This is a genomic window from Candidatus Omnitrophota bacterium (assembly GCA_013791745.1).
Classification (GTDB): Bacteria; CG03; CG03; order CG03; family CG03; genus CG03.
The window spans coordinates 21,838-46,468 of sequence record VMTH01000153.1; the positions used below are offsets into that span (position 1 = coordinate 21,838).

Annotated in this window: 29 protein-coding genes and 1 tRNA gene; 6 read left to right on the forward strand and 24 right to left on the reverse strand. The window is 47.1% G+C overall.

Annotated features, from left to right (window positions below):
- Positions 1-35: 35 nt before the first annotated feature.
- The 4 genes from FP827_07360 to FP827_07375 all read right to left on the reverse strand — a co-directional run bounded on the left by FP827_07360 (position 36) and on the right by FP827_07375 (position 4,034).
- Positions 36-1,595, reverse strand: coding sequence for a hypothetical protein (locus FP827_07360; protein ID MBA3052884.1), 1,560 nt, complete (start codon positions 1,593-1,595; stop codon positions 36-38).
- Between the two features lie 138 nt (positions 1,596-1,733).
- Positions 1,734-2,615, reverse strand: coding sequence for a porin family protein (locus FP827_07365; protein MBA3052885.1), 882 nt, complete (start codon positions 2,613-2,615; stop codon positions 1,734-1,736).
- A gap of 84 nt (positions 2,616-2,699) precedes the next feature.
- Positions 2,700-3,287: a hypothetical protein gene (locus FP827_07370; GenBank protein ID MBA3052886.1), complete on the reverse strand. Its 588-nt coding sequence runs from the start codon at positions 3,285-3,287 to the stop codon at positions 2,700-2,702.
- Between the two features lie 303 nt (positions 3,288-3,590).
- A complete protein-coding gene (locus FP827_07375) occupies positions 3,591-4,034 on the reverse strand; it encodes a hypothetical protein (GenBank protein ID MBA3052887.1) in 444 nt (147 codons plus the stop codon).
- Positions 4,035-4,261: 227 nt separating this feature from the next.
- Here FP827_07375 and FP827_07380 point away from each other — a divergent pair, with 227 nt between their 5' ends.
- The 4 genes from FP827_07380 to FP827_07395 are packed head-to-tail and all read left to right on the forward strand — an operon-like array spanning position 4,262 to position 7,560.
- Positions 4,262-4,684 carry a hypothetical protein gene (locus FP827_07380; GenBank protein MBA3052888.1) on the forward strand — a complete coding sequence of 141 codons (423 nt, stop codon included), beginning with the start codon at positions 4,262-4,264 and terminating at the stop codon, positions 4,682-4,684.
- 13 nt (positions 4,685-4,697) lie between these two features.
- A complete protein-coding gene (ssnA, locus tag FP827_07385; GenBank protein MBA3052889.1) occupies positions 4,698-6,038 on the forward strand; it encodes a putative aminohydrolase SsnA in 1,341 nt (446 codons plus the stop codon).
- 22 nt (positions 6,039-6,060) lie between these two features.
- Positions 6,061-6,774: a 4Fe-4S binding protein gene (locus FP827_07390; GenBank protein MBA3052890.1), complete on the forward strand. Its 714-nt coding sequence runs from the start codon at positions 6,061-6,063 to the stop codon at positions 6,772-6,774.
- Between the two features lie 48 nt (positions 6,775-6,822).
- The gene (locus FP827_07395) at positions 6,823-7,560 is read left to right on the forward strand and encodes a hypothetical protein (protein MBA3052891.1); all 738 of its coding nucleotides are present in this window, start codon (positions 6,823-6,825) and stop codon (positions 7,558-7,560) included.
- On the opposite strand, the gene FP827_07400 is transcribed toward FP827_07395, so the two are convergent.
- From FP827_07400 to FP827_07485, 18 genes are all read right to left on the reverse strand, one after another.
- Complete coding sequence (locus tag FP827_07400; GenBank protein MBA3052892.1) at positions 7,550-8,719, reverse strand: cofactor assembly of complex C subunit B; 1,170 nt, start codon at positions 8,717-8,719, stop codon at positions 7,550-7,552. The two genes, FP827_07395 and FP827_07400, sit on opposite strands and share 11 nt — an antisense overlap.
- Positions 8,720-8,722: 3 nt before the next feature.
- Positions 8,723-8,890 (reverse strand): hypothetical protein, encoded by a 168-nt coding sequence (locus FP827_07405; protein ID MBA3052893.1) that lies wholly within the window; start codon positions 8,888-8,890, stop codon positions 8,723-8,725.
- Positions 8,891-9,002: 112 nt separating this feature from the next.
- Positions 9,003-9,332: a P-II family nitrogen regulator gene (locus FP827_07410; GenBank protein ID MBA3052894.1), complete on the reverse strand. Its 330-nt coding sequence runs from the start codon at positions 9,330-9,332 to the stop codon at positions 9,003-9,005.
- A 10-nt stretch (positions 9,333-9,342) separates the two neighbouring features.
- A complete protein-coding gene (locus FP827_07415; protein MBA3052895.1) occupies positions 9,343-10,023 on the reverse strand; it encodes a Crp/Fnr family transcriptional regulator in 681 nt (226 codons plus the stop codon).
- 8 nt (positions 10,024-10,031) lie between these two features.
- The gene (locus FP827_07420) at positions 10,032-11,954 is read right to left on the reverse strand and encodes an adenylate/guanylate cyclase domain-containing protein (GenBank protein MBA3052896.1); all 1,923 of its coding nucleotides are present in this window, start codon (positions 11,952-11,954) and stop codon (positions 10,032-10,034) included.
- A 21-nt stretch (positions 11,955-11,975) separates the two neighbouring features.
- Positions 11,976-13,283, reverse strand: coding sequence for a TldD/PmbA family protein (locus FP827_07425; protein MBA3052897.1), 1,308 nt, complete (start codon positions 13,281-13,283; stop codon positions 11,976-11,978).
- A complete protein-coding gene (gene mltG, locus FP827_07430) occupies positions 13,280-14,203 on the reverse strand; it encodes an endolytic transglycosylase MltG (protein ID MBA3052898.1) in 924 nt (307 codons plus the stop codon). The genes FP827_07425 and mltG overlap by 4 nt, the downstream gene beginning before the upstream one ends.
- Positions 14,200-14,841, reverse strand: coding sequence for a polysaccharide deacetylase family protein (locus tag FP827_07435; protein MBA3052899.1), 642 nt, complete (start codon positions 14,839-14,841; stop codon positions 14,200-14,202). The genes mltG and FP827_07435 overlap by 4 nt, the downstream gene beginning before the upstream one ends.
- A 1-nt stretch (position 14,842) precedes the next feature.
- Positions 14,843-15,304: a D-glycero-beta-D-manno-heptose 1-phosphate adenylyltransferase gene (gene rfaE2, locus FP827_07440; GenBank protein ID MBA3052900.1), complete on the reverse strand. Its 462-nt coding sequence runs from the start codon at positions 15,302-15,304 to the stop codon at positions 14,843-14,845.
- Entirely contained in the window at positions 15,294-15,851 is a 558-nt protein-coding gene (locus tag FP827_07445) for an SIS domain-containing protein (GenBank protein ID MBA3052901.1), read from the reverse strand. Before FP827_07445 ends, rfaE2 begins: the two co-directional genes overlap by 11 nt.
- Complete coding sequence (gene accC, locus FP827_07450; GenBank protein MBA3052902.1) at positions 15,848-17,176, reverse strand: acetyl-CoA carboxylase biotin carboxylase subunit; 1,329 nt, start codon at positions 17,174-17,176, stop codon at positions 15,848-15,850. The genes FP827_07445 and accC overlap by 4 nt, the downstream gene beginning before the upstream one ends.
- The gene (locus tag FP827_07455; protein MBA3052903.1) at positions 17,169-17,657 is read right to left on the reverse strand and encodes a hypothetical protein; all 489 of its coding nucleotides are present in this window, start codon (positions 17,655-17,657) and stop codon (positions 17,169-17,171) included. Before FP827_07455 ends, accC begins: the two co-directional genes overlap by 8 nt.
- A gap of 9 nt (positions 17,658-17,666) precedes the next feature.
- Positions 17,667-18,221, reverse strand: coding sequence for an elongation factor P (efp, locus tag FP827_07460; GenBank protein MBA3052904.1), 555 nt, complete (start codon positions 18,219-18,221; stop codon positions 17,667-17,669).
- On the reverse strand, positions 18,218-19,201 hold the full coding sequence (locus FP827_07465; protein ID MBA3052905.1) for an aminopeptidase P family protein: 984 nt from the start codon (positions 19,199-19,201) through the stop codon (positions 18,218-18,220). Before FP827_07465 ends, efp begins: the two co-directional genes overlap by 4 nt.
- Complete coding sequence (gene aroQ, locus FP827_07470; GenBank protein MBA3052906.1) at positions 19,198-19,635, reverse strand: type II 3-dehydroquinate dehydratase; 438 nt, start codon at positions 19,633-19,635, stop codon at positions 19,198-19,200. Before aroQ ends, FP827_07465 begins: the two co-directional genes overlap by 4 nt.
- A gap of 22 nt (positions 19,636-19,657) precedes the next feature.
- Complete coding sequence (miaA, locus tag FP827_07475) at positions 19,658-20,710, reverse strand: tRNA (adenosine(37)-N6)-dimethylallyltransferase MiaA (protein MBA3052907.1); 1,053 nt, start codon at positions 20,708-20,710, stop codon at positions 19,658-19,660.
- Positions 20,578-21,018, reverse strand: a complete 441-nt coding sequence (locus FP827_07480; protein MBA3052908.1) for a DUF116 domain-containing protein — start codon at positions 21,016-21,018, stop codon at positions 20,578-20,580. The genes miaA and FP827_07480 overlap by 133 nt, the downstream gene beginning before the upstream one ends.
- An 88-nt stretch (positions 21,019-21,106) precedes the next feature.
- Positions 21,107-21,179, reverse strand: a tRNA-Phe gene (locus FP827_07485).
- Between the two features lie 125 nt (positions 21,180-21,304).
- On the opposite strand from FP827_07485, the gene FP827_07490 reads away from it, so the two are divergent.
- On the forward strand, positions 21,305-22,378 hold the full coding sequence (locus FP827_07490; protein MBA3052909.1) for a nitronate monooxygenase: 1,074 nt from the start codon (positions 21,305-21,307) through the stop codon (positions 22,376-22,378).
- 5 nt (positions 22,379-22,383) lie between these two features.
- Here the strand turns inward: FP827_07490 and FP827_07495 are convergent, their stop codons facing one another.
- Positions 22,384-22,941 carry a hypothetical protein gene (locus tag FP827_07495; protein ID MBA3052910.1) on the reverse strand — a complete coding sequence of 186 codons (558 nt, stop codon included), beginning with the start codon at positions 22,939-22,941 and terminating at the stop codon, positions 22,384-22,386.
- Positions 22,931-23,245 carry a hypothetical protein gene (locus FP827_07500; protein ID MBA3052911.1) on the reverse strand — a complete coding sequence of 105 codons (315 nt, stop codon included), beginning with the start codon at positions 23,243-23,245 and terminating at the stop codon, positions 22,931-22,933. The genes FP827_07495 and FP827_07500 overlap by 11 nt, the downstream gene beginning before the upstream one ends.
- 213 nt (positions 23,246-23,458) lie before the next feature.
- Here FP827_07500 and FP827_07505 point away from each other — a divergent pair.
- Positions 23,459-24,631: tetratricopeptide repeat protein (locus FP827_07505; protein MBA3052912.1), on the forward strand; the 1,173-nt coding region annotated here is incomplete at its 3' end.

Here is a 24,631-nt window from a genome sequence, read left to right on the forward strand (position 1 = left end):
TTCCCTGTCTATTGTAAGCCTGCAACCAATCAGCATTATTTGCGCTGGTCGGGCTTGGCCGTTCTTGGCCCGGCCCACTTAGAATAAATTTTCTTAAAGTCGGCATAAAGTTTCCGCAACAGCTGAAGTTCTTTTTTCTTGACCAATCTCCCATGCATTATCTTATTTCTAATCGGAATAATTTCACTTATCCAAGACAGGAGTTTATCTTTGTTTCTGTTTCTCTCAGTAAGAAAATACTTTCCGAATATGCCCTGCCAATTTGCTTTTGTTTTTATTATTTTCTGCAAATCCTTTAAATACATATACGCAAAGGACTCATAAAGGCATGAATCATCCTCTCTTCTCGCCGCACAAGTTTTCTTAATTTCTCCATCCGCAACACCACTAACCCACCATTTTTTAGTACCATACAAACTCTTTAAGTTTTCCTTAACAAATTTGCGGAGCATTGTCTCCAACGATAATACAAGCTCATATCCCGGCGTATTATAATTACTTACCTTTTCCAGTAAATCTTCTGTCCGCGTGCCAGCTTTAATTTTCCTAATTTTCTTATGGGTCTTTACCCATTTAATAAATTTTCCGCACTTTTTAGTAAATGCTTTTTGTTGCTCATCTTCCCCCACTTCTTGTAGGTATTTCTGAGCATTATCATATTTCCCTAAAATCGTGCATTCAAAAAGCCTTGCTATTTTCTCATATGTTTTTCTTATGTTTTTTTTCTCTCTTTCTGTGCGCCGCAATACCATTATATCCATATAGGCATTTGAGATTATATTATCTATTTGCCCCTCAGATCTTTCAAGTAACGCATTGACACAAAGCTCTATTCTGTCGTCAATGGTTGTGATACTTTTTACAACACCGTCAAAATAATATAATTCCTCTTGCCATTTAATCTGCTGTTTGAATTCAGAATCATCTATTTTATTATGCAAATTAAATTCCTTCAATCTCATATAAAGCTCAAAGGCGTCTAACACCTTCCCTTTGCTGAAATAATTATCGGCCAGTATTAACGAACTTATATATCTATCCCCGTCATTAAGATCCTCATCCAACAAAAATTGTTTACCATAAATTTTTTCAATTAACAGAGAGATTGAAATATTTTGCATTCCCAAAAAACCGCAAAACATCCAACAGAAGGCAGCTTCTAAAGCTTTATCAAAAACTAAGTCGATTCGTTTCAATATAAATATCATTAATCTTTGAAGATTGCCTAAATATGCATCTCTATTTTCAAGATGGCTATTGTCATCTGCCAAATAATTATCATAACCCATAAGGTGACCTACTGCATTCATATACTCATTAAAATCGTTCCACCCCTTTTTTATACCCTCTTCAAAAATTGGCTCGAAATTCGTGTCGGCAAATATATTCGAAAACAAATATGCGAAATATAGATTCTTATCCTGTGGATTTTTATGGAATTTTCGTTCAATATTAGTTATTGTTTTTGTGTCTATTCTCAACTCAGATTTAGTGGTGCCAACAATATGGGGCAACCATCCCCTCTCCCATTCATAATGGTATTCGGCTTTATTAACTGGACAAGCTACTCTTGCGTTTGGAGCAATTTTAATCATATTTTTATCATGGCATTACCGTCTATTTTCCCCGTGCGTTCGGTAGATGGCGTTCGCCTGGAGCGGGGCGACAATTTTGTTGCGACCAAACATCATAAATTTTCTGAAATATAAACATTTTTTCATTCTGAAGCCATTTTAGTAATGATAGCCAATGAAAAAACCGAAATGTCCGCCCCCAGCGTTACCACTCCAGTCTCCTATAGTTATTTTTGCATACGACGATTTCATTTCTAATCCTATGTTAAAACTTTCATTTAGTGTCCAGTACACACCGCCCCCTATCCAATAACCCGTACCGCTATCAGAGATGGAACCCAAATCATATCCACCGGAAGAATATGTCACTTCGCCTCTGATAAAAGAAATTCCTCCGCCAATAAATGGTCGAACATTTAAATTTCGATCCCAAATTTTGCGAATTCCTATATTCAGCTCGGAGAGTTTAGCCTCACAATCTATCCAGCCATAGTAATAGAAAGTTCCTTCTCCAATGGAATTTGAATAGTCGACAACAAGACTCACCGGCCAATGCTGTTCTTTAAAGTCAAAAGCTATACCTGCTTCATCTTGTTCCTCTACAGGCGTCCAGTCTTCTTCCTTTAAGGCCTTCGCCCCGAAATAAATGTTAATATTCCCAGTCCAGTTTTCCTGTTGATATTGGCTGTTTCTTTTAGGTTGTCGAAGATTTTCTTTTTCTTCTGCCTCAATTGTTTTTTCCAATTTTCTGATTTCATCATCAAGGTCTTTAGCAGGTTTTTCTTCGCTTTGTTGAAGCAATCTTAAATTTTCCTCAACTGGAATAAGATACATGGAATCAATGCCTTTAGTTTCATATTTCTGAATTAGTCTATTTAAGAAATTTATCTGAGCGCTCTTTCCTGCCGGCTTTATAACTCGTTCATAATATTGCATATCACTCGCAAGAGATTCTTTTAAATCTTCTTGCGCGGCATGCGCTGAATTTGAGGAAAATATAAATACTCCGCACAAAACAGACAATAAAAAAAACTTGTTCATTTTTTCCTCCCTCTATCAAATTTAACTTTTTTGGAATATATTCGCAAGGTTCAAGCAAAACCTGATTTTATTTCTCTGCGGGCATCAGCTCGGGACGCAGTCGTTTATGATACTCAGCATATCCTGAAGTGTGTCATAACCTTCGGGAAGGGCCATCCACCATCGGAAGAACACAATATTTGAGCCGCTTTTAAATTTGAATTCTTCGATTGTGCCGTCGCATCCTATGGAGGCATTCGCGGATGAGTTTATCAAACCTTTTCTGCTATGGACCAGATCTTTTAGGAGATTGAGGACTTCCATCGCTTTTTCTTTGGAGATTTCAGCTTCGGTTTTGGGAATAGGTCCGCCCCTGCGACGTTCATCATAGGAGTAACCGTCTCTTTTAAATTCTTCGCATGCTGCAAAGTATTTGTCTTTGCGCCTGTAAATGCCCGTCTGCCATGGCCTGTGGAAAGACGGCAGTGTGATAAATTCAAGACGCTCAAAGTCTTCTATATTATCAGAAAATATGATCTTTTCCTCCAACATGGCTTCCGGCCGATAAGGTTTCCATTTTTTATGGATTGTTTTGCCTGTCTTAGCGCTCCATTCCGTGCATTCGCCACCGCCTAATTTTGTTTGCAGGCCGTATTTCGGCCTAATCCTTTTGAATCCCAGTTCTTCTTTCATAATTTTCTCCCTTCATTCAGTTCCGCAACGGGCCAAAAATATTATCAATAGCCCGCGCCGCCAAAGAAATAACTATTTTTGCACCCCCCCCTATATATGTATGGTGCATTGGAGGCCTAAACGTTACATCTTGTTGGCCAAATGTCCAAAATTTCAACATGGGAAGTGATATTAGTTACTGTGTGGAAATGGTTATTTTTTCTCATCTGATTCAAAAGCGTGAAGATTGCTTGTTTTTTAGCTAATGTTCACGGTTATGGTGACACAAGCGTGAAAAGATGTATCGCGCAATCGCGTACTGATTTAGAAGGACCAGTTAATAAAAGGCATAACAGGTAAGACGCCGCCTTTGTCTATTATGTTGATGAGACCGATTTGCAGGCCCTTTAAACTCCCGGCATAATTTACCACGCCAAGTTGCAGGCCTTTTGCATTTCCGGCATAATTCACAAATCCCATTTGCAGGCCGCTGAAATCCCCCTTACTGATATTTCCTAAAAAATTATACTGCCAGCCGGTGAACGATGAATCCGCCAAGCCAACCAGGCCCAGGTCCACCCCCTCCACGGATTCATTGCGGCCGTAAAGAAAGTTGAGGCGCAAACCCGATATAGATGTTTCAGCGCTTACAAGCTGTACCGGATCAACCAGCGCCAGCTGCAGGGGTTTTGTGCCTGCCTGTGCCGCTGCCGCAAAAGCGAGCGCAATAATGATCGTTTCAAGCAAAGTCTTAAAATTTCTTTTCATTTCACACCTCCCGATAGTTCAATTGTCGCAATAGTGCTCCCATAATACAAGGGTCGCTTTAATGGCCCGGAGACTAAAAAATAGTATCTGCGCCTCGGCGGCTTTTCCTTTTTGTGTTCAGTATCATTGTAGTCAAGCAAAGTGATAATTCGCCATTTTTTTTATTTTGTGTTAAAATGACAAGCATGGCCCTGAAGATTTTAGGCCGGAAAGGCACGGAGGAATAAATGGATTGTCCTAAATGTAAAAAACTTCTGAGCAGCGGGATTTTCGCTGATGTCGTTTATCACAAGTGCGAAAGCTGCGGCGGGTTCTGGTTTGATAAGGACGAGCTGAAAGAAATCAAAAAACAGAAAGACTGGTTCAAGCTGGATTCCGGAGTCAGCGGTGCGACATCAAAATCCTACAGGGGCGAATTGAAATGTCCGCGCTGCGATGAGAAACTGCACACCATAGAATACGCACAGGAAAGCGGTATCAAGGTCGATATCTGTTCCGGATGTGACGGGCTGTGGCTGGATTCGGGGGAACTCAAAGCCATACATGAGGCGTGTGCGACCTGGATAGAAAAGCTGAAAGAAAAAGCGGAAGAAGAATTAATAGCGATAGAACTTTTTTTAATAGAAGCGGGGAAGTTTTCGCCGCAGTAAATAAGGAGAATTTATGAGCAGGATTTTAATCAAGAACGGGACCGTGTTTGACGGAAAGAATGTGAGAAAAGCGGATATCTATATCAAAGACGGCAAGATTGACGCCGTCGCTTCCAAAATTAAAAGATCGGGCGTGCAGGTGATAGACGCTTCCGGCAAAGTTGTTCTGCCGGGTTTTATATGCGCGCATCATCATCTTTATTCCACGATGGCCCGCGGCATGGGAATTCCGGGAACGCCCGCGAAAAATTTTCAGGAAGTGTTAGACAGATTGTGGTGGCCGCTGGACAGGGCGCTGGATAAGGAAGACCTTTATCTTTCGGCCCTTTACGCTCTCGGCGAATGCATACGCTGGGGCACAACGACGATAATAGATCATCACGAGAGCCAGAATTTTCAGAAAGGTTCGCTTGATACTCTGATGAAAGCCTGCGAGAAAGCCGGCATCCGCGCCGCGCTTACGCTCGGCTCAAGCGACAGATACGGCAAGGGCATGGAAGGCGTCGAGGAGAATGAAAGGTTCCTGAAAAAACTTAAAAAAGAAAAACACCCGCTGATACAGTGCATGGTAGGACTTCACGCGGCTTTTACCGCAAATGATAAAACCTTAAAGGCCTCAGCCGATCTGGCGAAAAAATACAATTGCGGTTTGCATATCCATGTGGCGGAAGCCAAATCGGACGAAGACGCCTCGGTGAAAAAACACAGAATGAGAGTTGTTGAGAGACTGAATAAATTAGGCGCTCTCGGTAAAAAAACGATACTCGTGCACTGCGTTCACACAAACGACAAAGAGGCGGCGCTTATCAAAAAAACAGATTCCATTGTTGTGCACAACTCCGAATCCAATATGAACAACGCTGTGGGCTGGTCTGATGTGCTGACCTTTCTCAAAAAGGGCGTTCTCACCGGTCTCGGCAGCGATGGCATGAGTTCCAATATGCTCCAGCAGCTCCGCTGCGCTTATCTGATAGCGCGTCACGCCAAAGGCGATCCGAGGGTGGGGTTTATGGAAGCTCCGACGATGTTATTGCAGAACAACGCGCAAATCGCTTCCCGCATATTCGGCGGTTCCTTCGGCTCAATAGCGAAGGGAAAGGTCGCGGACATCGCCATTATGGATTATTTTCCGCCCACGCCTCTTAATTCCGGAAATTTCCTCGGCCATCTTATTTTCGGCCTTGTTAACTGCCAGGTGGACACGACAATCGCGAGCGGGAGGATTCTCATGAAGAACAAGAAGATCCTTGCTTTCGACGAGAAAAAACTTTCCGAAGCCATATCCAAAAGGGCTCCGGAGTTCTGGAAAAGATTCAACAAAGAGGCAACAACAAAAAAGAGCTGGAAAGTCTGAGTTCGGGAAATTGTAACAGATTATGAATGGGCTTGATCGCGGCAAAATAGCAAGGCGCAGGTTTATTCAGTGGTGCCTTTTGCCGATTGTACCGATTACTATTGCTTTGGGCTGGAAATACCCCTTGCTTGGTTTCAGCGTTTTGCTGGTCATGATAACAGCGATGGCGGGTGGTGTTTTAGGGGGGCGCTATGTTTGCGGAACTTTGTGTCCGCGCGGCAGTTTTTTTGACAGAATTGTCCAAAAAATCAGTTTTAACTCCCCAATCCCGACCGCCTTCAGAAATAAAAAATTCAGATGGCTCCTTTTTGCGGCTATGATGGGGTTCATGATTTTCCGCATTTCTCAAAATCCAACCAGTATGGTGCATTGGGGGCGGGTGTTTTGGCTCATGTGTGTTATCACCACAGTCATAGGATTGACTGTGGGCATACTTATTCATCCGCGGGCGTGGTGCGCTTTTTGTCCCATGGGGACGATGCAGAACGCTTTGGGCGGCAGGAAATATCAACTTAAGATTGACGCAGAAGCCTGTCTGGAATGCGGGCTGTGTGAAAAGGCCTGCCCTCTCTCTCTGCCCATTGTTAAATACAAAAATGACGGGTTTGTGCAGAATACGGATTGTCTGAATTGCCCGGAATGTGCCGCGGCCTGTCCCGTAAATGCTTTGACACGAACTGCAAGCAAATCAACTTTAGTATCATCGGAAGCTTCTCAATATGATAATGTCAACTAAGCCGGTTTATTCATAATGAGGAACGCCAAAGGAATTCAATAAGCGGGTATGTCATATAAAAATATATTTACTAAGTTGATTAAAGAAATCCGCTGTTTTATTGTACTTTTGATTTCGATATCCGGTTATGTGGTAAAACATAAGACTATCCCCAGAACAATCGCGATACTGTTCTCGCTTGCTTTTTCTATATATATCGTCAAATACCAGCCGCATAATTATAAATTAGCCATTTGCTATTTTATATTGATTGAAACCGTTTACATAAGTTTCATCACGCTCGTTCTTTCAGAAAACGGTTTTCGTCATTGGTTTATTAAAACGGCGGGTAATGAACATGAAGGATATTTGGTTTTCGAAGCGATACTTGGTTTGATATTTTTTCATAATGCGTCAAGTATAGGATATATTGCCTCATCAACCCCGGGAAATTTGCTGGGGTTTTTGCCTAAAAGTTTTTTATTTGTAATATCGGTGATATTGTTCATATTCGGCTTTTCCATGAAAATATGGGCGGCAAAGGCGGTATCAATAGATATTTATTATTGGAAAGACATGTTCCTCGGGAGAAAAATCACCGACTTTGTAGACGCCGGACCCTATAAATATTTCAACAATCCGATGTATGGTGTCGGGCAACTTACGGGATACGCGCTCGCCATTTGCTATGGTTCAAGATACGGTTTAACCGCGGTTATATTAAATCAGATATTATTGTTCTCATTTTTTTATGCGGTAGAGACAAAATTTATTAAAAGAGTTTGCCTAGGCGGCTTTAGTGCTTGAAAACCCGGTGGCCGGTGAAGAGCATTATCATGCCCAGTTTGTCGGCTGCTTTTGTCACTTCCGCGTCGCGGATTGAGCCGCCCGGCTGTATTATGGCTTTGATCCCTATTTTTTTGGCCAGTTTTATTGAATCGTCAAAAGGGAAAAAACCGTCGGTGGCAAGAACCATATTTTCTTGTTTCTTTAAATAGCTGCCGCAGATCTCAATAGCCCGCACCCTGGCCTGAGCGCCGCCGCAGACGGCGAGAGTTTGGCCCTGCGCGGCTATGACAACAGCGTTGGAGGTGGTATTTTTCACGATCTTCCACGCGAATTCAAGGTCTCTCATCAGGTTTTTGCCGGCTTTCTTTTTTGTCACTGTGACCGGGCGGAAGGAGGGATTCCCTTTATTTTCCGTCACGGTGCCGAACACGGAGCTTTTGACTGTCGCCACGGCACGCCTGTCCGGGGCTTTGAAAAGAACCGTGTTTTTCCGGCAAAAGGCCGCAAGCGCTTCGCGGGAAAAATCAGGCGCCACTATACATTCCACAAATTTCTTTGACAGAAACGCGGCACAGTCTTTATCCACACGGCGGTTAAAGGCGTAAACGCCGCCCCATGCGCTCAAGGGGTCAGCGCCGTAAGCTTTTTTTAAAGCCGGAAGTGATTTTTCCGCCATGGCCGCTCCCGAGGCGTTTCTGTGCTTGATCACGGCGCAGGCGGGTTTTTTGAATTCGTTCACTATATTATACGCCGCCTCCATATCAAAGATGTTGTTGGAGGACATCTGCTTCCCTGAAATCTGAGAACAACCTCTGGCAAAAATAACTTCCGCTTTATCCATGGGGTTTTCACCGTATCTGAGTTTTTGAGTTCCCGTCCTTTCCGGCGTTGCCGGAGCCGCTAGCCGCAATACCCTGCTGTCATAATCCGAGGTGAGTTTGAAAACTTTCATCGCGAGTTTTGCCGAAATATCGCAGGGGACAAAACCTTTGTCACGCAGCTGGGCAATGATAAGTTTGTAGTCGTCTGGATCGCAGACCGGAATTACGGAAGAGCAGTTTTTCGCCGCCGCCCGCAAGAGCGCTATGCCCCCGATGTCTATGCTTTCGGGAAGTTTATTCAGTTTATAAGGAGTGACGCAGACAAGCTCTATGGCTTTGATATTCAATAGCCGCAGCTGTCACCGGTGTGAGGCGTTGGAATTGTCGGCGAGGATTCCCGCGAAAATTTCACGGCTCAAAGTCTTCACACGGCCGTTAAGGATCTCGCCGAGCGGTTCCGAGGCGGCTTGTTTGACGGGGATTTTTCTTTCTTTGAGATATTTATAGGTGCCGCCGGTGGCGAGCAGCTCAGCTCCCTGTGACGCGAGAGCTTTAGCGAAAAGTCACAGGCCCTTTTTATCGCTGACACTTATGAGCGCTCTTTTTATCTGTATGCCGCCTTGCACCTTCGTTAATCGCTTAAACGGCATTCTCGCCGTATTCGCCCGTGCGTATCCTCACGGTTTCATGTATGTCGTAAATAAATATTTTTCCATCGCCCAAATGGCCGGTCTGCGTCGTCTCTATAATAAGATCCAGGGCTTTCTGCAGCTCGCTGTCTCTGACAACAAGTTCAAGTTTGATTTTAGGGAATTCAAAAAATCGTTTTTCTTTTTGCTTGAGGTCGCCCCTTTGCAGGCCTATTCCGCGCACATGCGAAACTATCATCCCCCCTATGTTAAGAGGATAAAGAATGTTTTTCACGCGTTCCAGCCGGTCCGCGGGAAAGATAGCGTCTATTTTTTTCATGAAAAGAGGGTCAGTATATGACCTTTTTCAGGCTCGCGGGGTCCAGTATCTCTATTATTCCCCGCCGGCATTTTACATATCGCAGGGCTTCCAGTTTTGACAGCACCCTGGATATGACCTCTCTTGAAGATCCGACATTGTTCGCTATTTCAGAATGCGTGAGCGGAAAATTAATGTAAGTTCTTCCTCCTTTTTTAATGCCGTACTCCGCGGCGAATTCAAGGAGAGTGAAGGCCGTTCTGGACAGGACCGTGTTGTATGCCAGGGATTTGATTTCATCGTCGGCTTTTTTGAGCCGGCTGATCAATGTGCTTATTATTTTGAGCAGAACGGATATGTTGCCTGAGGCAAACTCCTTGAAATCTTTTGCCCGTATGATGAGTATTTTGCAGTTGGCCATGGCTTGCGCCGACGCCGAACGCACCCCGCCGCCGAAAATAATCATTTCTCCGAAGATGTCGCCTTTATTAAGATAAGACAGCACCTTGATATGGCCGGTGCTGGAGCTTTTGTAAATTTTTATTCTGCCGGCGATAACGAAAAAAAGCATTTTTCCCTGCGATTTTTCCGAAACGATGATCGAGCCATTTTTAAAACTTTTCAGTTCGCTTATTTGTCCGAGAAGCGCGAGGTGATTCGCGGGAAGCGCGGAGAAGACCGGAATCTTTTTCAGTATATCTTTTTCAACCATGGCGCAGTTTAGCAAATTTTAAGGACTTCATAAACCTTTACCGCTTTTTGTTTGCCTTTTACGGACAGCGGTTCCAGCAATTTCACTTCCACAATGTCTTTTACTTCCTTATATGTTGCCTCGGATATAAGGATTTTTCCCGCGGGGGCATTCTCCTCCAGACGGGCGGCCAGATTGACATTGTCGCCGATGACCGTGTAATCGGAATAACTTGCCGAACCCATATTCCCCACAACGACAAAACCCGTGTTTATGCCCATGCCTATGCCTATCTGTTTCCGGCCCTCGGACTCCCATCGGCTGCAGAGCTCTTTAACTTTGGCCTGCATCTCGCAGGCGCATCGCACGGCCAGTTCCGCGTGATTGGGGAAATATTTGGGCGCTCCCCATATAGCCATTATCGCGTCGCCTATGAATTTGTCAAGAGTGCCCTGATGCTTAAAGATAATTTCCGTCATTTCCGTGAGATATTCGTTGAGAATCTTTACGACCTCTTCCGGCTCCATGTTTTCGCTCATGGATGTAAAACCGCGGATGTCGGAAAAAAAGACGCTCAGCCATTCTTTTTTTCCTTTCATGTTGAGCATCTCCGGATTTTTTATCAGCTCGTCCACAACCTGAGAGGAGACATAGCGCTGGAAGGTGCTCTTTATGAATTTTTTTTCTTTTTCCTCAGTCGCGAATCTGAAAATCGTGATTCCCAGATAAGAGAAGAGCCCCGCGCTCAGAGGGTAGAACAAGGGAACAATGACAAGGCGGACAAACAGGATGTATGAGATCAGCGCCCATGCCGCCATGACAACGGCCGAAAAAATCGCGCCCTGCGTCGGCGAAAATTTCGGAGAAAAAGCGGTGATCAGCATGCCTATAAAAAAGACTATGAGAAAATCCGCCCACGGCGCTGTCGCTCTCATGAAAGACCTGTCAACGATATTGGCAAAAGTCGCGGCCACAACACCGACCATGGGGAAAAGCGGGGAAAATGGAGTGGGCCGTAAATCCACGGTGCCGGTGGCGGTCAAACCCACAAAAAGAGCCTTGCCGGCCACATCTTTGAGTTTGGCCGCTTCCGGTTCCTCTCTGTAAGTGTCTATCACCTCAAGAAAACTCATGGGATTGTAGCGCTCGATGCCGCCGGGGTAATTCAGAAGCATCTGGTTTCTTTCATCAACCGGTATCCGGAACGCGCCGCCATCGCTTTTTTTGATACTTATAAATTTGCCCGGATGTATTTCTATGTCTGAATTATCTACGCCGAGATAATTCATGGCCATTATAAAAGCTATATGGGGATATATTTTCCCGTCATGGTTGATAACGAGCGCCACGCGCCGGGTCATGCCGTCCCTGTCCGGCACGGCGTTGGCGTAACCGCTTCCGGCTACAGCGCCCGAAAAACGCGTTATTGGCAGGACGAGCTCGACGGCGTTATAGAAACTCGCGAGCGGGTGACCGGGTATGGCGATCTTATCTAGCAGCATTTTCTGGAACGGGTCGGTTATTGCTTCAGGTTCCCCCTCATCTATGATGCAGAACATCGGAAAATATGTTTTCAGTTTTTTCAGCTGTCCCGCGAGTATCTGGTCATCCTCGGGATAATTGTCTTTTTCCGTGAACAGGACATCATACATCACCATAGCAGGATTGTATTTTGAGAGGATGTTCAGAAGGATCGCGTGGTAGCGCCTCCGCCACGGCCATCTTCCCATAGCCTTGTCGTTGACGCTCTCGTCGCCCATGCAGATGATCTTCACTTTTTCCGAGGCCTCTCTCTCCCCTCTCAGGAAGAAACGGAAGTCCTGTGTCTTGTATTCAAAGATTTTGAACACTCCGAAAAAAGAAAAGAGCGAAAATAAAAGAGTGACTGCTGCACCTATAAGAAACGCGCGCAGCGTGTTTTTTTCCAGTTTGATATTTTTAAAATTAATCATAAGGCTTACCGCATTATAAAATTATTCGCCGCCTACCACAACCTCAGGAAGCAGGGTGTCCGGCATCCCGTCGGAAACGGGGGCACCCTGGCCGTCTTTTCCGCAGGTGCCGTTATCCCAGCCCACAGCTCCCCCGACACACTGAATGTTTCTAAGTATTTCCGGGCCGTTTCCGGCAAGAGTGGCTCTCCTTATAAGCGGCCCGATGCTTCCGCCTTCGATCAGATAGCCCTCCGTGACCTCAAAAACGAAATCACCGTTGGCCGGGTTCACCTGGCCTCCGCCCATTTTTTTAACGAGAATACCTTTGCCGGCTTTTTTCAGCAGATCGTTGAAATCATAGTCGCCTCCCGCCAGATAAGTGATTCCCATGCGCGGGATGGGCTTATCCTTGAAAGACGCCCGCCGCCCGTGGCCGTTTGATTCCGTTTTCAGGAACCGCGCCTCTTTTCTGTCCATAAGATATGTTTTCAGGATGCCTTTTTCTATAAGAACGCTACGGGAGGCCTGGACCCCTTCATCATCAAACAGATAGGATCCGTTTTTCCCCGGGATGGTGGGGTCGTCTATAATGGTCACGGCGCCAGACGCTATTTTTTTCCCGACGGCGCCGGCGTAAACGGGAGAGATCCCCTGCCTGACGGCGTCGGCTTCAAGAGAATGGCCGATCGCCTCGTGAATAAGAGTGCCGCCGGCTTCGTTTTTTATCAAAACCGGCATCCGGCCCGTGGGTGCGCTTTCCGCCTCAAGAAGGGCAATAGCCGTCTCCAGCGCGACATTGCTCTTTTTGACGCAATCGTCAAGAAAATCGCTGGATTTCGGCTCGACAGCTATAACGCTGGAAGAAAAAGTTTCCTTTTTGTCTCCGCGGGCGGTGATCACGGAGATGAAGAATTTCATGCGGTACCTGTCGTTCAGCAGTGTTTTTCGGCCGTTGAAGATCCCGAAGGCCGAGTCGCTCACCCCGAAAGCGATGTCTATGTTTTTCACGCAGAGCTTTCCGCGCTCTCTGAGTGAGCCGTCCAGCTCCCGCAGGAAGAGCTTTATTTTTTCATTATCAAAATCAGCTTCGGGTTCCCGCAGGCCTATATCTATCCCGTGAGACACCAGCTCGTCTGTCAGCTCCGGCGTGATCTCGCAGTTCTGCAAATGCGAAAAATCCCCGGTGACTTTTCTGAAACCGGCTCCTTTAACGGCGCCGGTTTCGCTGTGCTTGACTTTTGAAAGAGTGAAAAATATTCCGGCAGTCTTTGACGCCTGGAAAAAAATATCACGGAAATCGCATCTGTCATTTAAAAAAGATTTTACCATTTTGGGCCCGCTTGTCATTTTTTCCTCTTTTTCTCGTATTTTTTCTTTCTGTGCTGCTCAAAATATTTCGAAAAATTATGTTTGCCGTCGGCGTCCAGCACAAAAAACAGCAACTCTGTATCATCCGGTTCCACGGCCGCCGCAAGGGACATTTTTCCCGGATTGCATATCGGCGCCGGCGGAAGGCCTCTGTGCCGGTAGGTGTTGAAGGGGGATTCAAACAAGGTGTCTTCTATACTGAGAGGTTTTTGCCATTTGTTTAAAGCGTAACGCACGGTGGAACATGACTCGAGCCTCATCCTTTTTTTCAGGCGGTTATGGAAAATACCGGATATTAAAAATTTTTCATCATCGCCCCCGGCTTCTTTTTCTATAATGCTGGCCAAAATCAGCGCCTGATGCGGTGTCAGGCCCGAGGCGGCGGCTTTATCGGATAAATTCAATTCTGAAACTATTTTATCAAACTGCGATTTGAAAATACCGCAGATGCGTTTGGGGCAATCCCCCGGAGGTAAATAATATGTTTCCGGGAAAAGATAGCCCTCTAGTTTGTTTTTTTTGGCGTATTCCGCGAATTCAAAGGCTTCGGCGATGCCTTCGGCTTCAAGGCGCTCGGCAATCTGCCCGGCGCGAAATCCCTCGGGGATCGTCACCTTAATGAGGATACCGATCCCTTTGTTCAACTCCGCTATCGCATTGAAGACAGGGGAGTTCCGGTAAAACATATAGGTGCCGTATCGCAGCTGCCTGTCCAGTTTTAAAATTTTAACAGCTCCCAGGAAAAGCCGTTTTCTGTAAAGCACGCCATCACCCGCCAGTTGTTCGGATAAAGCCGCCGCCGAAATGCCCTGGGGGATTCTTACAAAAACGCTCTGTTCCCATCCCGAGCTCAGCCAAAGCGCGGAAAGCAGGAGGAGTGTGGCCGCGCGCGGGATCATTCAAAACACTCCGCGCTTTTACGGCTCTGCAATTCGCTGATGGATAGAGCCGTGATACCGTTTCTGCTGAAGTAACTTAGTATACGCGGGAGCGCCGTGATGGTCTGGGCTGTACCGCTGTGCATAAGAATGATGTCCCCGTCTTCAGCGCCCACGGCTTCTTCATAGATTTTCTGGGCAGGCTTGTAGATATCGTCCGTGTTGATCGTCCAGAGAATGATCTCAAGGCCGTGCATGTTCTCAAGCGTGTCAAAATAATATCTGCCCCCGGGCGGCCGGAAATACTTGATCTTTTCTCCGGTTATATTCTCCAAAAGTCTCGTGGTTGATCCCACTTCTTTTCTTATGTCCTCCGCGGCCAGATAAATAAGGCGCGGGTGAGTGTAAGTGTGATTTCCTATCTCGCTTCCGGCATCCCGAATGGCCCGCACGAGGTGAGGGTATTTCTCCGCCTGTTTCCCGACGAGGAAAAATGTACCTTTCACGGAATAACTGTCGAGTATCTCAAGAATTTTTTTTGTGTAATACGGATGCGGGCCGTCGTCAAAGGTGAGCGCGATTTTCGCTCCGGCTGCGGCGTTTGCGGAAAGCAGCAGAAAAACAAACAACAATTTATTTTGTTGATGGCGAAATTTCAATTCACAGTTCCCTGATTTTGTTGATTAGAGCGGTCGTGGAGCGGTTTTTTCTGAGTTTTACTGTTTTGACTTTGCCGCCGTAAGATCTGACAAAGGGCGAGCCGATAATCTCCGGCGCTCTCCAGTCTCCGCCTTTTACAAGAACGTCAGGCTTTATTTTTTTTATGACCCGCAGCGGGGTTTTTTCTTTAAAACCGAAAACGGCGTCAACGGATTTCAGGGCGTTCAGCACCGCGGCCCGCTCGGTAAAGCTGTTCACAGGCCGGCCGGGTTTTATGGCCCGCACCGAAGAGGACTCGTTCAGGCCTACAATAAGAATGTCGCCGAAAGATTTTGCTTCATTCAGAAGTTTTATATGCCCTGAATGAATTATGTCAAAACAGCCGTTTGTGAACACGACTTTTTTACCGCCCGCTCGGCCGCGCCGGGCCAATTCCGCCGCCGCGGAAAGTTTACATATCATTTTCCAAAAGCCCGCAGATCGTGTGTAAAATCAGAGCGTGGGCTTCCTGTATTCTGGCCGTTTTCCGGGAGGGCACGGCTATGGTGACATCCGCGGGGCCCCCCGCGCGCAATCCGGTTTTGCCGGTTAACGCGATGATTTTGATTTTTTTCTTTCTCGCGCTCCGGCAGGCCTCGATGATGTTGTTGGATTTACCGCTCGTTGTAATTGCGATAACAGCATCCCGAACGGATCCGAGGGCCTGTATCTGCCGGGAAAAAATATTTTTGTATCCGAGGTCATTACCTACCGCTGTCAGGATAGAGGTGTCGGTGTTAAGGGATATCGCGGGAAGGGCCTTTCTGTCTTTTTCAAAACGGCCCACGAGTTCCGCGGCGAAATGATTCGCGTCCGCGGCTGATCCGCCGTTTCCGAATATCAGGATCCTACCCTTTTTTTTCAGGACGCTTTTGATTATTTTAACGGCTTTTGCTATATCCGGGGAACATTCGTTTAATCTGCCCAGGAGTTGCGTCAGTTCCGCTATGTTATCGGAAAGCATTATCATTTCATGTTCCCTATGAAATCCGTTGTGTAGCAGCCTTTTATAAAATTTTCGTCCTGGAGGATTTTCTGATGAAGCGCTATATTTGTCGTCACGCCTTCTATTTTGAGTTCCATCAGCGCGCGCTTCATTCTCTCTATGGCTTCTGCCCTGTCGCGGCCGTAAGTGATGATTTTGGCTATCATGGAATCATAGAACGGCGATATTTCCGAACCGTTGGTCATCGCCGTGTCCACGCGTACCCCCGGGCCGCCCGGCAGGATGAGCTTTTCTATTTTTCCCGCCGACGGCATATAATTTTCGTCTTCGGAGTTGATCCTGCACTCCACGGCATGGCATATCTCTTTTACGTCATCCTGGCCGAGGGGCAGGTCTTGGCCCGCGGCGAGAGCGATCTGCATTTTTACCAGATCAATGTCGGATACAAGTTCGGTCACGGGATGTTCGACCTGTATTCTGGCGTTCATCTCCATGAAATAAAAATCGTTTTTTGAAACAAGGAATTCGACAGTACCCACGGTGGTGTAATTGATCAGTTTTGCCACGCGGCAGGCTGTCTCACCGAGTTTTTTTCTCAGTTTCGCGTTTATCTGCGGCGAAGGGCCCTCTTCAAGGACTTTCTGGTGGTTTCTCTGTATTGAGCAGTCCCTCTCGGGGAAGTAGAGCACTCTGCCTTTTTTGTCGGCGGCGATCTGTATCTCTATATGGCGCGGTGACTCTATGTATTTCTCAACATAAAGCCCTGCGTTTGAGAAAGCGTTTTTCGCTTCGGCTCCGGCGAGTTCAAAGGCCTGCTCTATATCTTTCTCGCCGCGGACGATCCTCATGCCTTTTCCGCCGCCGCCGGCGGTGGCCTTTATTATAACCGGGTATTTGATGGCCGCGGCGATCTTTTTCGCTTCCGCGGCGTTGGCCACTATGCCTTTTGAGCCCGGCACAACGGGTATTTTTTTCCGTTTAACAAGGTCTATGATCTCTGCTTTCTGCCCGGCCAGCGCGATCGTTTCCGCCGAGGGGCCTATGAAGCTCAGGCCGTAAGAGGCGCAAATCTCGGCGAAATGAGGGTTTTCGGCGAGAAATCCGTATCCCGGATGGACGGCGTCGCATTTTTTGACAAGGGCCGCGCTTATTATCTGCGAAACATTCAGATAACTTGAAGCCGCCGCCGCGGGGCCTATACAGATGCAATCATCCGCCAGGCTGCAGTAAAAATTGTTCTTATCCGCTTCCGAGCACACGGCAACGGATTTAACAGACATTTCTCTCAGCGCCCTTATGATCCGCAGGGCGATCTCGCCCCTGTTGGCGACGAGTACTTTTTTAAACATTTTCTTCCTCTACTTCAAAGAGCTTCTGTCCCCACTCAACGACTTCCCTGTCTTTGCAGAAAACCGCGCCGATTTTCAGGTCTGCGTCGGCCATTATTTCCTGCATGATGCCCATGGAATTCACCCAGCCCAGCTTCCGGCCTTTTTTCACTTTCTTGCCGACAGAGGCAAGCAGCGTATCCCTCTCGCTTATGTGGAAAGTGCCCACAGCGGGCGATTTAAGGATTTTAGTGCGGAGCTGAGGAGGTAGAGTGTTTTCGGCGCCTGGCTGCGGGCCTGTTTCTCCTGCAGTTTCCGTATCCGATGTGTTTTCCGCTTCTCCCAGTATAACAGCCACAGGCTCTTTCTTGAGCACTATGTGCATATCGCCCTTGCTGTATTCAAATTCGCAGACATCGGTTTCGCCCAGGACTTCCATTATTTTTTTTAAATTTAATTCTTCCTCCGGGCCCGACTGTTCCGCTGCTGAGTTTTTTCTCATTGATGCCTGCTATGTCCTTTCCAGATATTTACCGGTGCGGGTGTCAATTTTTATCCTGTCGCCCTCGTTTATAAAAAGCGGCACCTTCACCTCAAGGCCGTTTTTAAGCCTGGCCGGTTTTTGCACGTTTGAAACGGTGTCGCCCCGGGCTCCGGGTTCTGTGTATACCACTTCCATTTCAACGGAAGGCGGGAGTTCAACGTCTATGATCTTTCCCTCTGTCATGACAATAACCACTTTCATGCCTTCCACGAGGAATTGCTCGCTCAGTCCGATGGTGCCTTTCCTTATTTCCTGCTGCTCGTAGTCGGCATCCATGAAAACGAGGCTGTCTCCCGATTCATATGAATAGTTGACGGAGGTGCGCGTCACTTCAGGGGATTCGAATTTTTCCCCGCCCCGGAAAGTTCTTTCAATGGTCGCGCCGCCGAAAACGTCTTTCATCTTCACTCTCATTATCGCGGGGCCTTTGCCCGGCTTGTGATGCTGAAACCATATTATGCGGTAGAGCTTGTCGCCCACCTTTATATAGACGCCGTTTGAAAAATCAGAAGTACTTATCATCCTAAAACCCTCGCTTTGTCCTCCAGGACATAAACATCTTCCACCCGCACCCCGCCGATGCCGCTGAAATAAAGGCCCGGCTCAAGAGTGAAAACCATCCCTTTCTCAAATTTTGCCCTTTCCCGGCAATTTATGGCTGGCCATTCATGGACATCAAGCCCTATGCCGTGGCCGGCGGAATGGAGTATGTTTTTTTCAAAACCCTGATCGGCGAGATATTTTTTTATCATCCTGCCTATCCCGCCTATCTCCGCGCCCGGCACAATATGCGGCAAGGCCGTCTCTCTTGCCTTTTTCACCGCCGCGTAAGCCCTGCCTAAAAGAGTTTTTATGTTAAATAATCCCTTCATTCTCGTCAAGTCAGCGCGATAATCCTTATATATGACACCCATGTCTATGAGCGCTGCGCCGCGCCGTGAGTATTTTTTTCCGGAAGGGATGTGGTGGGGATATGCGCTGTTCGCGCCGAAAGCGACAATAGGCTCAAACGCCGGCCCGCCGGATAGAGAGTGCGCGCGCGCGGATATATAAGAGGCGGCGTCTCTCTCGCTCATTCCCTCTGTCAAACGCACTCCGGAGCAGAGGCGCTTACTTATTTTTTGGGCCGTGGCTATCTTCTTTATTTCTCCGGGCTCTTTTAATGCGCGTATCTTCGCAAAAAGCGGCTCTTTTTTAATGACAGTACAGCCGGTCATTTTCTTTAAGGCCGAAAGAGACGATACGGATATTTTGGAAGGCTCAATGCCGGTTTTCCCCAGTTTTATATTTTTCAGTTCCGCCACAGGCACTGTCCATTTTTTTTTGCAGGGGGAAAGGCTGTTCAGAAAGAGCCTGGCCCCGCCTCTGTTAAAGAGGAGGTAGGCTCCATCTGTGCGCATCCCTGTAAAATAAAATATATCCGAAGGGTCGCAGGTGACGGCCGAGTCAAGGCCGTTTTGTTCCAGCAAGCGAGCGAGCCTCCCGCAGCGGAGGGTGTTCATTTTTTCTTTAACAGCGAAACAAGAGCCCTCAGCGCGAGCATATATGATTCAGAACCGAACCCGCTTATCTGACCGGCGCACACCGGCGCGGTCATGGATTTGGACCTGAAATCCTCTCTTGAATATATGTTGGACATGTGAGCTTCGGCAAAAGGGATCTTGGCGGCTTCTATGGCGTCTCTTATGGCCACGGATGTGTGGGTGTAGGCCGCGGGATTTATCACGGCTCCGTCATATTTTTCATCCGCGCTTCCTATCTCGGACACTATGTCGCCTTCAGACGCGCTCTGGTAGAAGCTCACCTCCACGCCGAGTTCCTGAGCGAGCGCGCTTATTTTTTTGTTTATTTCAGCAAGCGTTTCAGCGCCGTAAACCGAGGCGTCTCTTTTACCCAGCTTATCCATGTTGGGACCGTTGATCACAAGTATTTTCATATTTCCTCCCGCTTTCGCATCCTCACAATTTTCCATTATATAAAATTTTTTCGATTTCCGCCGCTGTTTCATCCGGGTTTTTGTTAAAAACGCTGATTCCGACGGCGCCTTTTTTTCTCCACCAGATCTCCTGTTTCCTTGAGAGCTGATGCGTTCTGAATTTTATTTTTTCCGCGGCTTCCGCCAGAGTGAGTTTTCCCCTGATGTGTTCAAGTATTTCCTTATATCCTATGGCCGAGAAAGGCGGCGCGCTTTCCGGCACTCCTCTTTTTAATATCCTCAGAACCTCCTTTACAAGTCCCTTCGCTATCATCCAGTCAACCCTTTCGTCTATCCTGCGGTAAAGTTCCTCTCTCGGCATTGAAAGAAAAAACACTTTCAGGGGAATGCCGGATATGAAATTTTTCGCCAGCGCCTCGCCGGGCGGCAGACCGGTGACGCGGCGGATCTCAAGAGCTCTTCCGACCCTGCGCGGATTTCGTTTGTCAATGGAGGAAAACATCGCGTAATCGGCTTGCTCCAATTCTTTCAGCTGCTCTTCCAGCGTCATGGCCGCGACCTCGGCGCGTATTTTCGCCGATGAAGGTATGGGAGAAATACCGTCTTTAAGAGAGCTGATGTAAAGGCCGGTTCCGCCGCATATGATAGGTAATTCGGCCCGCCGTTTGATTTTCGCCGCGATTCGCCGGGCGAGGATCACAAAATCTCCGGCAGAAAACTGTTTTTCGGGATCCCTGCATCCCACAAGATAATGCTTTATTCTTTTCCTCATCGAAGCAGGAGGTTTGGATGTGCCGATGTTGAAATATTTGTAAACGCTCTGCGAGTCGGCGTTTATTATCGCCCCGTTTGTCCTCAGCGCCAACGCGAAAGCCGTGTCGGTTTTTCCTGAAGCCGTGGAGCCGGTAATCACCGGAACCGCTGAAACAGCCGGCGGTATCTTCATTCTTCTATGAATTTTAAAAAAGCTTCTATGTCCAGGTCGGTGTCGGCGCAGCCGTCGCGGGAAAGGGGGAAGAACTGAACGGGTATCTTGAATTCCCCGCAGATCTTCTGGCCTAAAAACCCTTCCCATTGGCACGCGATACCTATGACACCGCCGGGCTTGTCTTTTTCAAAAAGAGAGGGTATTATTTTCCCGCCTTTGAGTATATAAACTTTTTTATATCCGAGTTCCGAGGCCTTCTTCCGGATAGTTTTGATCTTGCACGCTCCGCAGTCCGCGCAGATAAAAAACGGGCCCGATTCTTCGGCGGCGCATTTTTTGGAATTTCTCAGGCACTGCGGGATCAGGATCATCCTTCCGGAAAAAGGGATCTTGAGAAATTTTTTCCGGTTTTTTTTATTTGTTGCAGCAACCTGTTTTGTATATTTGTCTTTCATAATTTGCTTAACATGCCGGCAGGGAACCGCCGTTAATGGCGGTAAAATAATCTATCGCTCCCTGTTAACTTCTTCTTAAAATGTAACATGCCGGGGGACGGAATCGAACCGCCGACACGCTGATTTTCAGTCAACTGCTCTACCGACTGAGCTACCCCGGCATTGGCGGAGTGTATAAAATTTATGATTTCAAGTCAAAAATATACGCGGGTTATTGCCAAGGTTTTCTAATTTGGCTATAATAAGCGGTAAAGTTTTGATGGTATAGTTAAATGGAGATTTTATAATGGCAAAATTACCCGAACTCAATATAGGTGATTTAAACATACCCGTCCCCATAATACAGGGCGGAATGGGTGTGAGAATATCACTTGCGCGCCTGGCCGCCGCCGTCGCCAACGAAGGCGGTGTCGGCACGATTTCCGCCGCTCTCATCGGCGGCCTCAAAAGCAATCTGACGCTGGATGACAGCACGCTGGCGGACATTAAAGAACTTGTTGAGGAACTGAAGAAGGCCTCCGCTCTTACCACCGGTGTTATCGCCGTGAATGTGATGGTGGCCCTGACAAACTATTCCGCGCTCGTCCAGGCCGCGGCTCAGAATAACGCGCAAATAATAGTTGCCGGAGCCGGACTTCCGCTGACACTTCCAAAACTTGTGGAAGGCACACGGGCAAAAATCATCCCCATTGTGTCTTCCGGCCGCGCCGCCGATCTGATCTGCCGGACATGGTTAAAAAAATATGACCGTCTCCCGGACGCCATGGTCGTTGAAGGGCCGAAGGCCGGCGGCCATCTCGGTTTCCGCTTTGAAGATCTGGAGCCGGAAAGTGCCATGCCGGAGCTCGGAAACATCGTCTCCGATGTGGTGAAGGTAGCCGCGCAATACGGCAGGAACAGAAAAATACCTGTCATCGGCGGCGGGGGTGTGAGCACGGGTAAGGATATAGCCGATATGCTCAAGCGCGGCGCTTCGGGCGTTCAGATAGCCACAAGATTTGTGCCGACTTATGAATGCGACGCCTCGGAGGCTTTCAAAGAAGCCTATGTCAACGCCAAAAAAGAGGATATAACAATAATCAAAAGCCCGGTGGGCATGCCCGGCCGTGCGCTAAATAACGATTTTATAAAACGCGCCCGGCGCGGTGAAGTCAAATTCAAATGTTTCTATCAGTGCCTCAAAACCTGCAATCCCGCGAAATCGCCCTATTGCATAGCTCAGGCGCTCATAAACGCCGCGGACGGCAAGCTCGACGAAGCCGTTGTGTTCGTCGGCGCCAACGCCTGGCGGACAGAAAAAATCGTTTCGGTGAAAGACGTTGTGAAAGAGCTCGTAACGGAAGCCGAAGCAAATCTATAAAATTTCTATCCGGAAAGCAGGGAGTTTATTTTTTTCTGTATCCTTTTTCCGTATCCCGCAATTATCCGATGCAGGAGTTTTCTGTCTAATTTTTTGGCCCAAACCTGAATAATGCCTTTTATGTCCTCAATGTCCCGGTAACTTCCCGCGAGAGCTTTCATCACTATCAGATCTTCCGCCGCCGCGACATTAAGAGTGTTTTTCTGAAACTGGACTTTTTGGGCATTCTTGAAAACATTATGTTTTATGCTTCTGATGCCCGACAAAAGATCAACCCTGTTTCCATATTTATCTGTTACTGTTATGACCATACTTATAGGGTCGTCAAAACCGCCTTTTCTGACTTCGGTAATCAAACCTTTTTTTTTCAACGCGCCACAGAGTTTATTTTCATCTTCTTTCTCAATCTGAATCACGGCATCGGCGTCCAGACTCGCGCGCGGCAGGCCGTAAACGGAAACAGCGGCGGCGCCAATAAGCAGATAAGGTATTTTTAAATTATTTAATTCATCTGCGACATCAAGCATCAGCAAAAGCGATTCGCCGTAGTTTTTAGCGCGCAATTTTCAAACTCCTGTTATTTTTTCCGCTAAGTGAGAGCAAAGCTATATCACGGGACAAATTAAAATACGCGGCCAAACGCACCCCCGCCGTCTTTTTTTTAGCGGCTGATATCAACTCCTGTTTAAGACGGCTCCTTAGGAGAGCGCCGTTTTTTTCTCTTGTCCACCGTATTTTCGCGGCATGTTCGGCGCTCTCCGATTTTTTTTCCGGCGTCATGCGCTTCGCCCGGGCAAGTCCCCCTCTTCGTCCGAGAAGGCGTGCTATTCCGCTGAAATCAGTGGCCTGTTTTTCATTTGCTGTCATATTATCATTATATGCTTAGCGCTACGCATTGTCAAGCGAAGTGGGAGCTTGCAATTGTTAACTTACAATTGGCTGAAATATTTGATAATATTTCAACATGGCAATATTATATGCGCACGGCTATGGAAGCAAAACTGTTTCAACCACGGGCGTGGATACATTAAAACGAATTGCTAATGCGCTCAAAGTCAAAATTGACGATTTCACGGAGTGATGAACGCTAAATCTAAAATAATAAATGTTTCATATGTCCTTTCACTTTTGTTACTTATAGGCGTTGTTGCTCCGGCTGTAGCGGAAAATAACGAACACGTATCGCTTCGAAAGAATGCCGAGAAGCTGAAGCATGATGGAAATTACAAGGAAGCTTTGGAGATATACAATAAACTGGTTATTAATCCCCTTAACAATTCGCAAAAAGTGGGAGAGGATCTTCAAATGGCCGTCCAATGTATGAGCCAACTCAACCGTATTGACGAGGCCGATCAGCTGATCGAGGACGCCGTAAAGATCCATAAAAATAATTGGCGCTTGCTTATGTCCGCCGCGCGTAGTTATTTCGACGCCCAGCATTCCGGATATATCGTCGCCGGCGAGTTTTTCAGGGGGCATCACCGAGGCGGTGGGAAATACGTAAACTCAATTGAGCGCGACAGGACCCGAGCCCTTCAACTCATGGAACAAGCCGTCACAAAAGCTGAGAAAGAATATGCCGTTGATGAGCTTACTGATATTTATCTTGAATTTGCGCGTATGCTGGTAGGAGATCGTGGATACAACGGAGCATGGAGGCTCCAGTATTTGACAGACCTTTCCGTTTTGCCGGATTATGAAGATGGATACTGGCACTGGAGCAGCCGGTCTCAGGGAGCGCCGGTCGATGCTGACGGTAATCCTGTTTTTTACTATGTTCCTGAAAGCTATGCCAAAGCCCTGACAGATGGAGAGCGGTGGCGGTGCATGCTCAAACAGGCGATGGAGCGCAATCCCGAAAGAACAAACGAAATACAGTTGGGCTTTGCAAACTTTCTTCAACAGCAGTTTGGCGTTAATACGATGGCTTACTACGGCTGGTTCCGTGGATATAATGACGGGGACAAGAATACAAGCGGGACATACGATTTGCCCACACTGAAAGAAAAAGAAACTATAGCACGCCTAGCTACGGGGATTAGCCGCTTCACCCTGCCGGATGAGTTCAACTTTATCAAGATATACAAAGAAATAGCTAGGGGCAAAGATTCATTTAAGCGTTCTGCCAACTGGGCACTTGCGGACCTCTTTGAAAACAGACTACAGTTTACTAAAGCCGTCAGTTACTGGAAAAAGGTTAATGATACAGCCAGTACTGACAGAATCAATAATATTATTGGTAATTGGGGCCGA

Coding starts and splice junctions, on each gene's coding strand:
- FP827_07390 (MBA3052890.1), top strand. CDS start 6,061: ATGAATGGGCTTGATCGCGGCAAAATAGCAAGGCGCAGGTTTATTCAG.
- FP827_07370 (MBA3052886.1), bottom strand. CDS start 3,287: ATGAAAGAAGAACTGGGATTCAAAAGGATTAGGCCGAAATACGGCCTG.
- FP827_07465 (MBA3052905.1), bottom strand. CDS start 19,201: ATGAACACCCTCCGCTGCGGGAGGCTCGCTCGCTTGCTGGAACAAAAC.
- FP827_07365 (MBA3052885.1), bottom strand. CDS start 2,615: ATGAACAAGTTTTTTTTATTGTCTGTTTTGTGCGGAGTATTTATATTT.
- FP827_07420 (MBA3052896.1), bottom strand. CDS start 11,954: ATGATTAATTTTAAAAATATCAAACTGGAAAAAAACACGCTGCGCGCG.
- FP827_07455 (MBA3052903.1), bottom strand. CDS start 17,657: ATGAGAAAAAACTCAGCAGCGGAACAGTCGGGCCCGGAGGAAGAATTA.
- FP827_07375 (MBA3052887.1), bottom strand. CDS start 4,034: ATGAAAAGAAATTTTAAGACTTTGCTTGAAACGATCATTATTGCGCTC.
- FP827_07480 (MBA3052908.1), bottom strand. CDS start 21,018: ATGAAAGACAAATATACAAAACAGGTTGCTGCAACAAATAAAAAAAAC.
- rfaE2 (MBA3052900.1), bottom strand. CDS start 15,304: ATGATATGTAAACTTTCCGCGGCGGCGGAATTGGCCCGGCGCGGCCGA.
- FP827_07500 (MBA3052911.1), bottom strand. CDS start 23,245: ATGACAGCAAATGAAAAACAGGCCACTGATTTCAGCGGAATAGCACGC.
- FP827_07380 (MBA3052888.1), top strand. CDS start 4,262: ATGGATTGTCCTAAATGTAAAAAACTTCTGAGCAGCGGGATTTTCGCT.
- mltG (MBA3052898.1), bottom strand. CDS start 14,203: ATGATCCCGCGCGCGGCCACACTCCTCCTGCTTTCCGCGCTTTGGCTG.
- FP827_07410 (MBA3052894.1), bottom strand. CDS start 9,332: ATGAAAAAAATAGACGCTATCTTTCCCGCGGACCGGCTGGAACGCGTG.
- FP827_07490 (MBA3052909.1), top strand. CDS start 21,305: ATGGCAAAATTACCCGAACTCAATATAGGTGATTTAAACATACCCGTC.
- FP827_07425 (MBA3052897.1), bottom strand. CDS start 13,283: ATGACAAGCGGGCCCAAAATGGTAAAATCTTTTTTAAATGACAGATGC.
- FP827_07395 (MBA3052891.1), top strand. CDS start 6,823: ATGTCATATAAAAATATATTTACTAAGTTGATTAAAGAAATCCGCTGT.
- efp (MBA3052904.1), bottom strand. CDS start 18,221: ATGATAAGTACTTCTGATTTTTCAAACGGCGTCTATATAAAGGTGGGC.
- accC (MBA3052902.1), bottom strand. CDS start 17,176: ATGTTTAAAAAAGTACTCGTCGCCAACAGGGGCGAGATCGCCCTGCGG.
- FP827_07415 (MBA3052895.1), bottom strand. CDS start 10,023: ATGGTTGAAAAAGATATACTGAAAAAGATTCCGGTCTTCTCCGCGCTT.
- miaA (MBA3052907.1), bottom strand. CDS start 20,710: ATGGGAAGGGTTTTTAGGCCAGAAGATCTGCGGGGAATTCAAGATACC.
- FP827_07445 (MBA3052901.1), bottom strand. CDS start 15,851: ATGATAATGCTTTCCGATAACATAGCGGAACTGACGCAACTCCTGGGC.
- aroQ (MBA3052906.1), bottom strand. CDS start 19,635: ATGAAAATACTTGTGATCAACGGTCCCAACATGGATAAGCTGGGTAAA.
- ssnA (MBA3052889.1), top strand. CDS start 4,698: ATGAGCAGGATTTTAATCAAGAACGGGACCGTGTTTGACGGAAAGAAT.
- FP827_07360 (MBA3052884.1), bottom strand. CDS start 1,595: ATGATTAAAATTGCTCCAAACGCAAGAGTAGCTTGTCCAGTTAATAAA.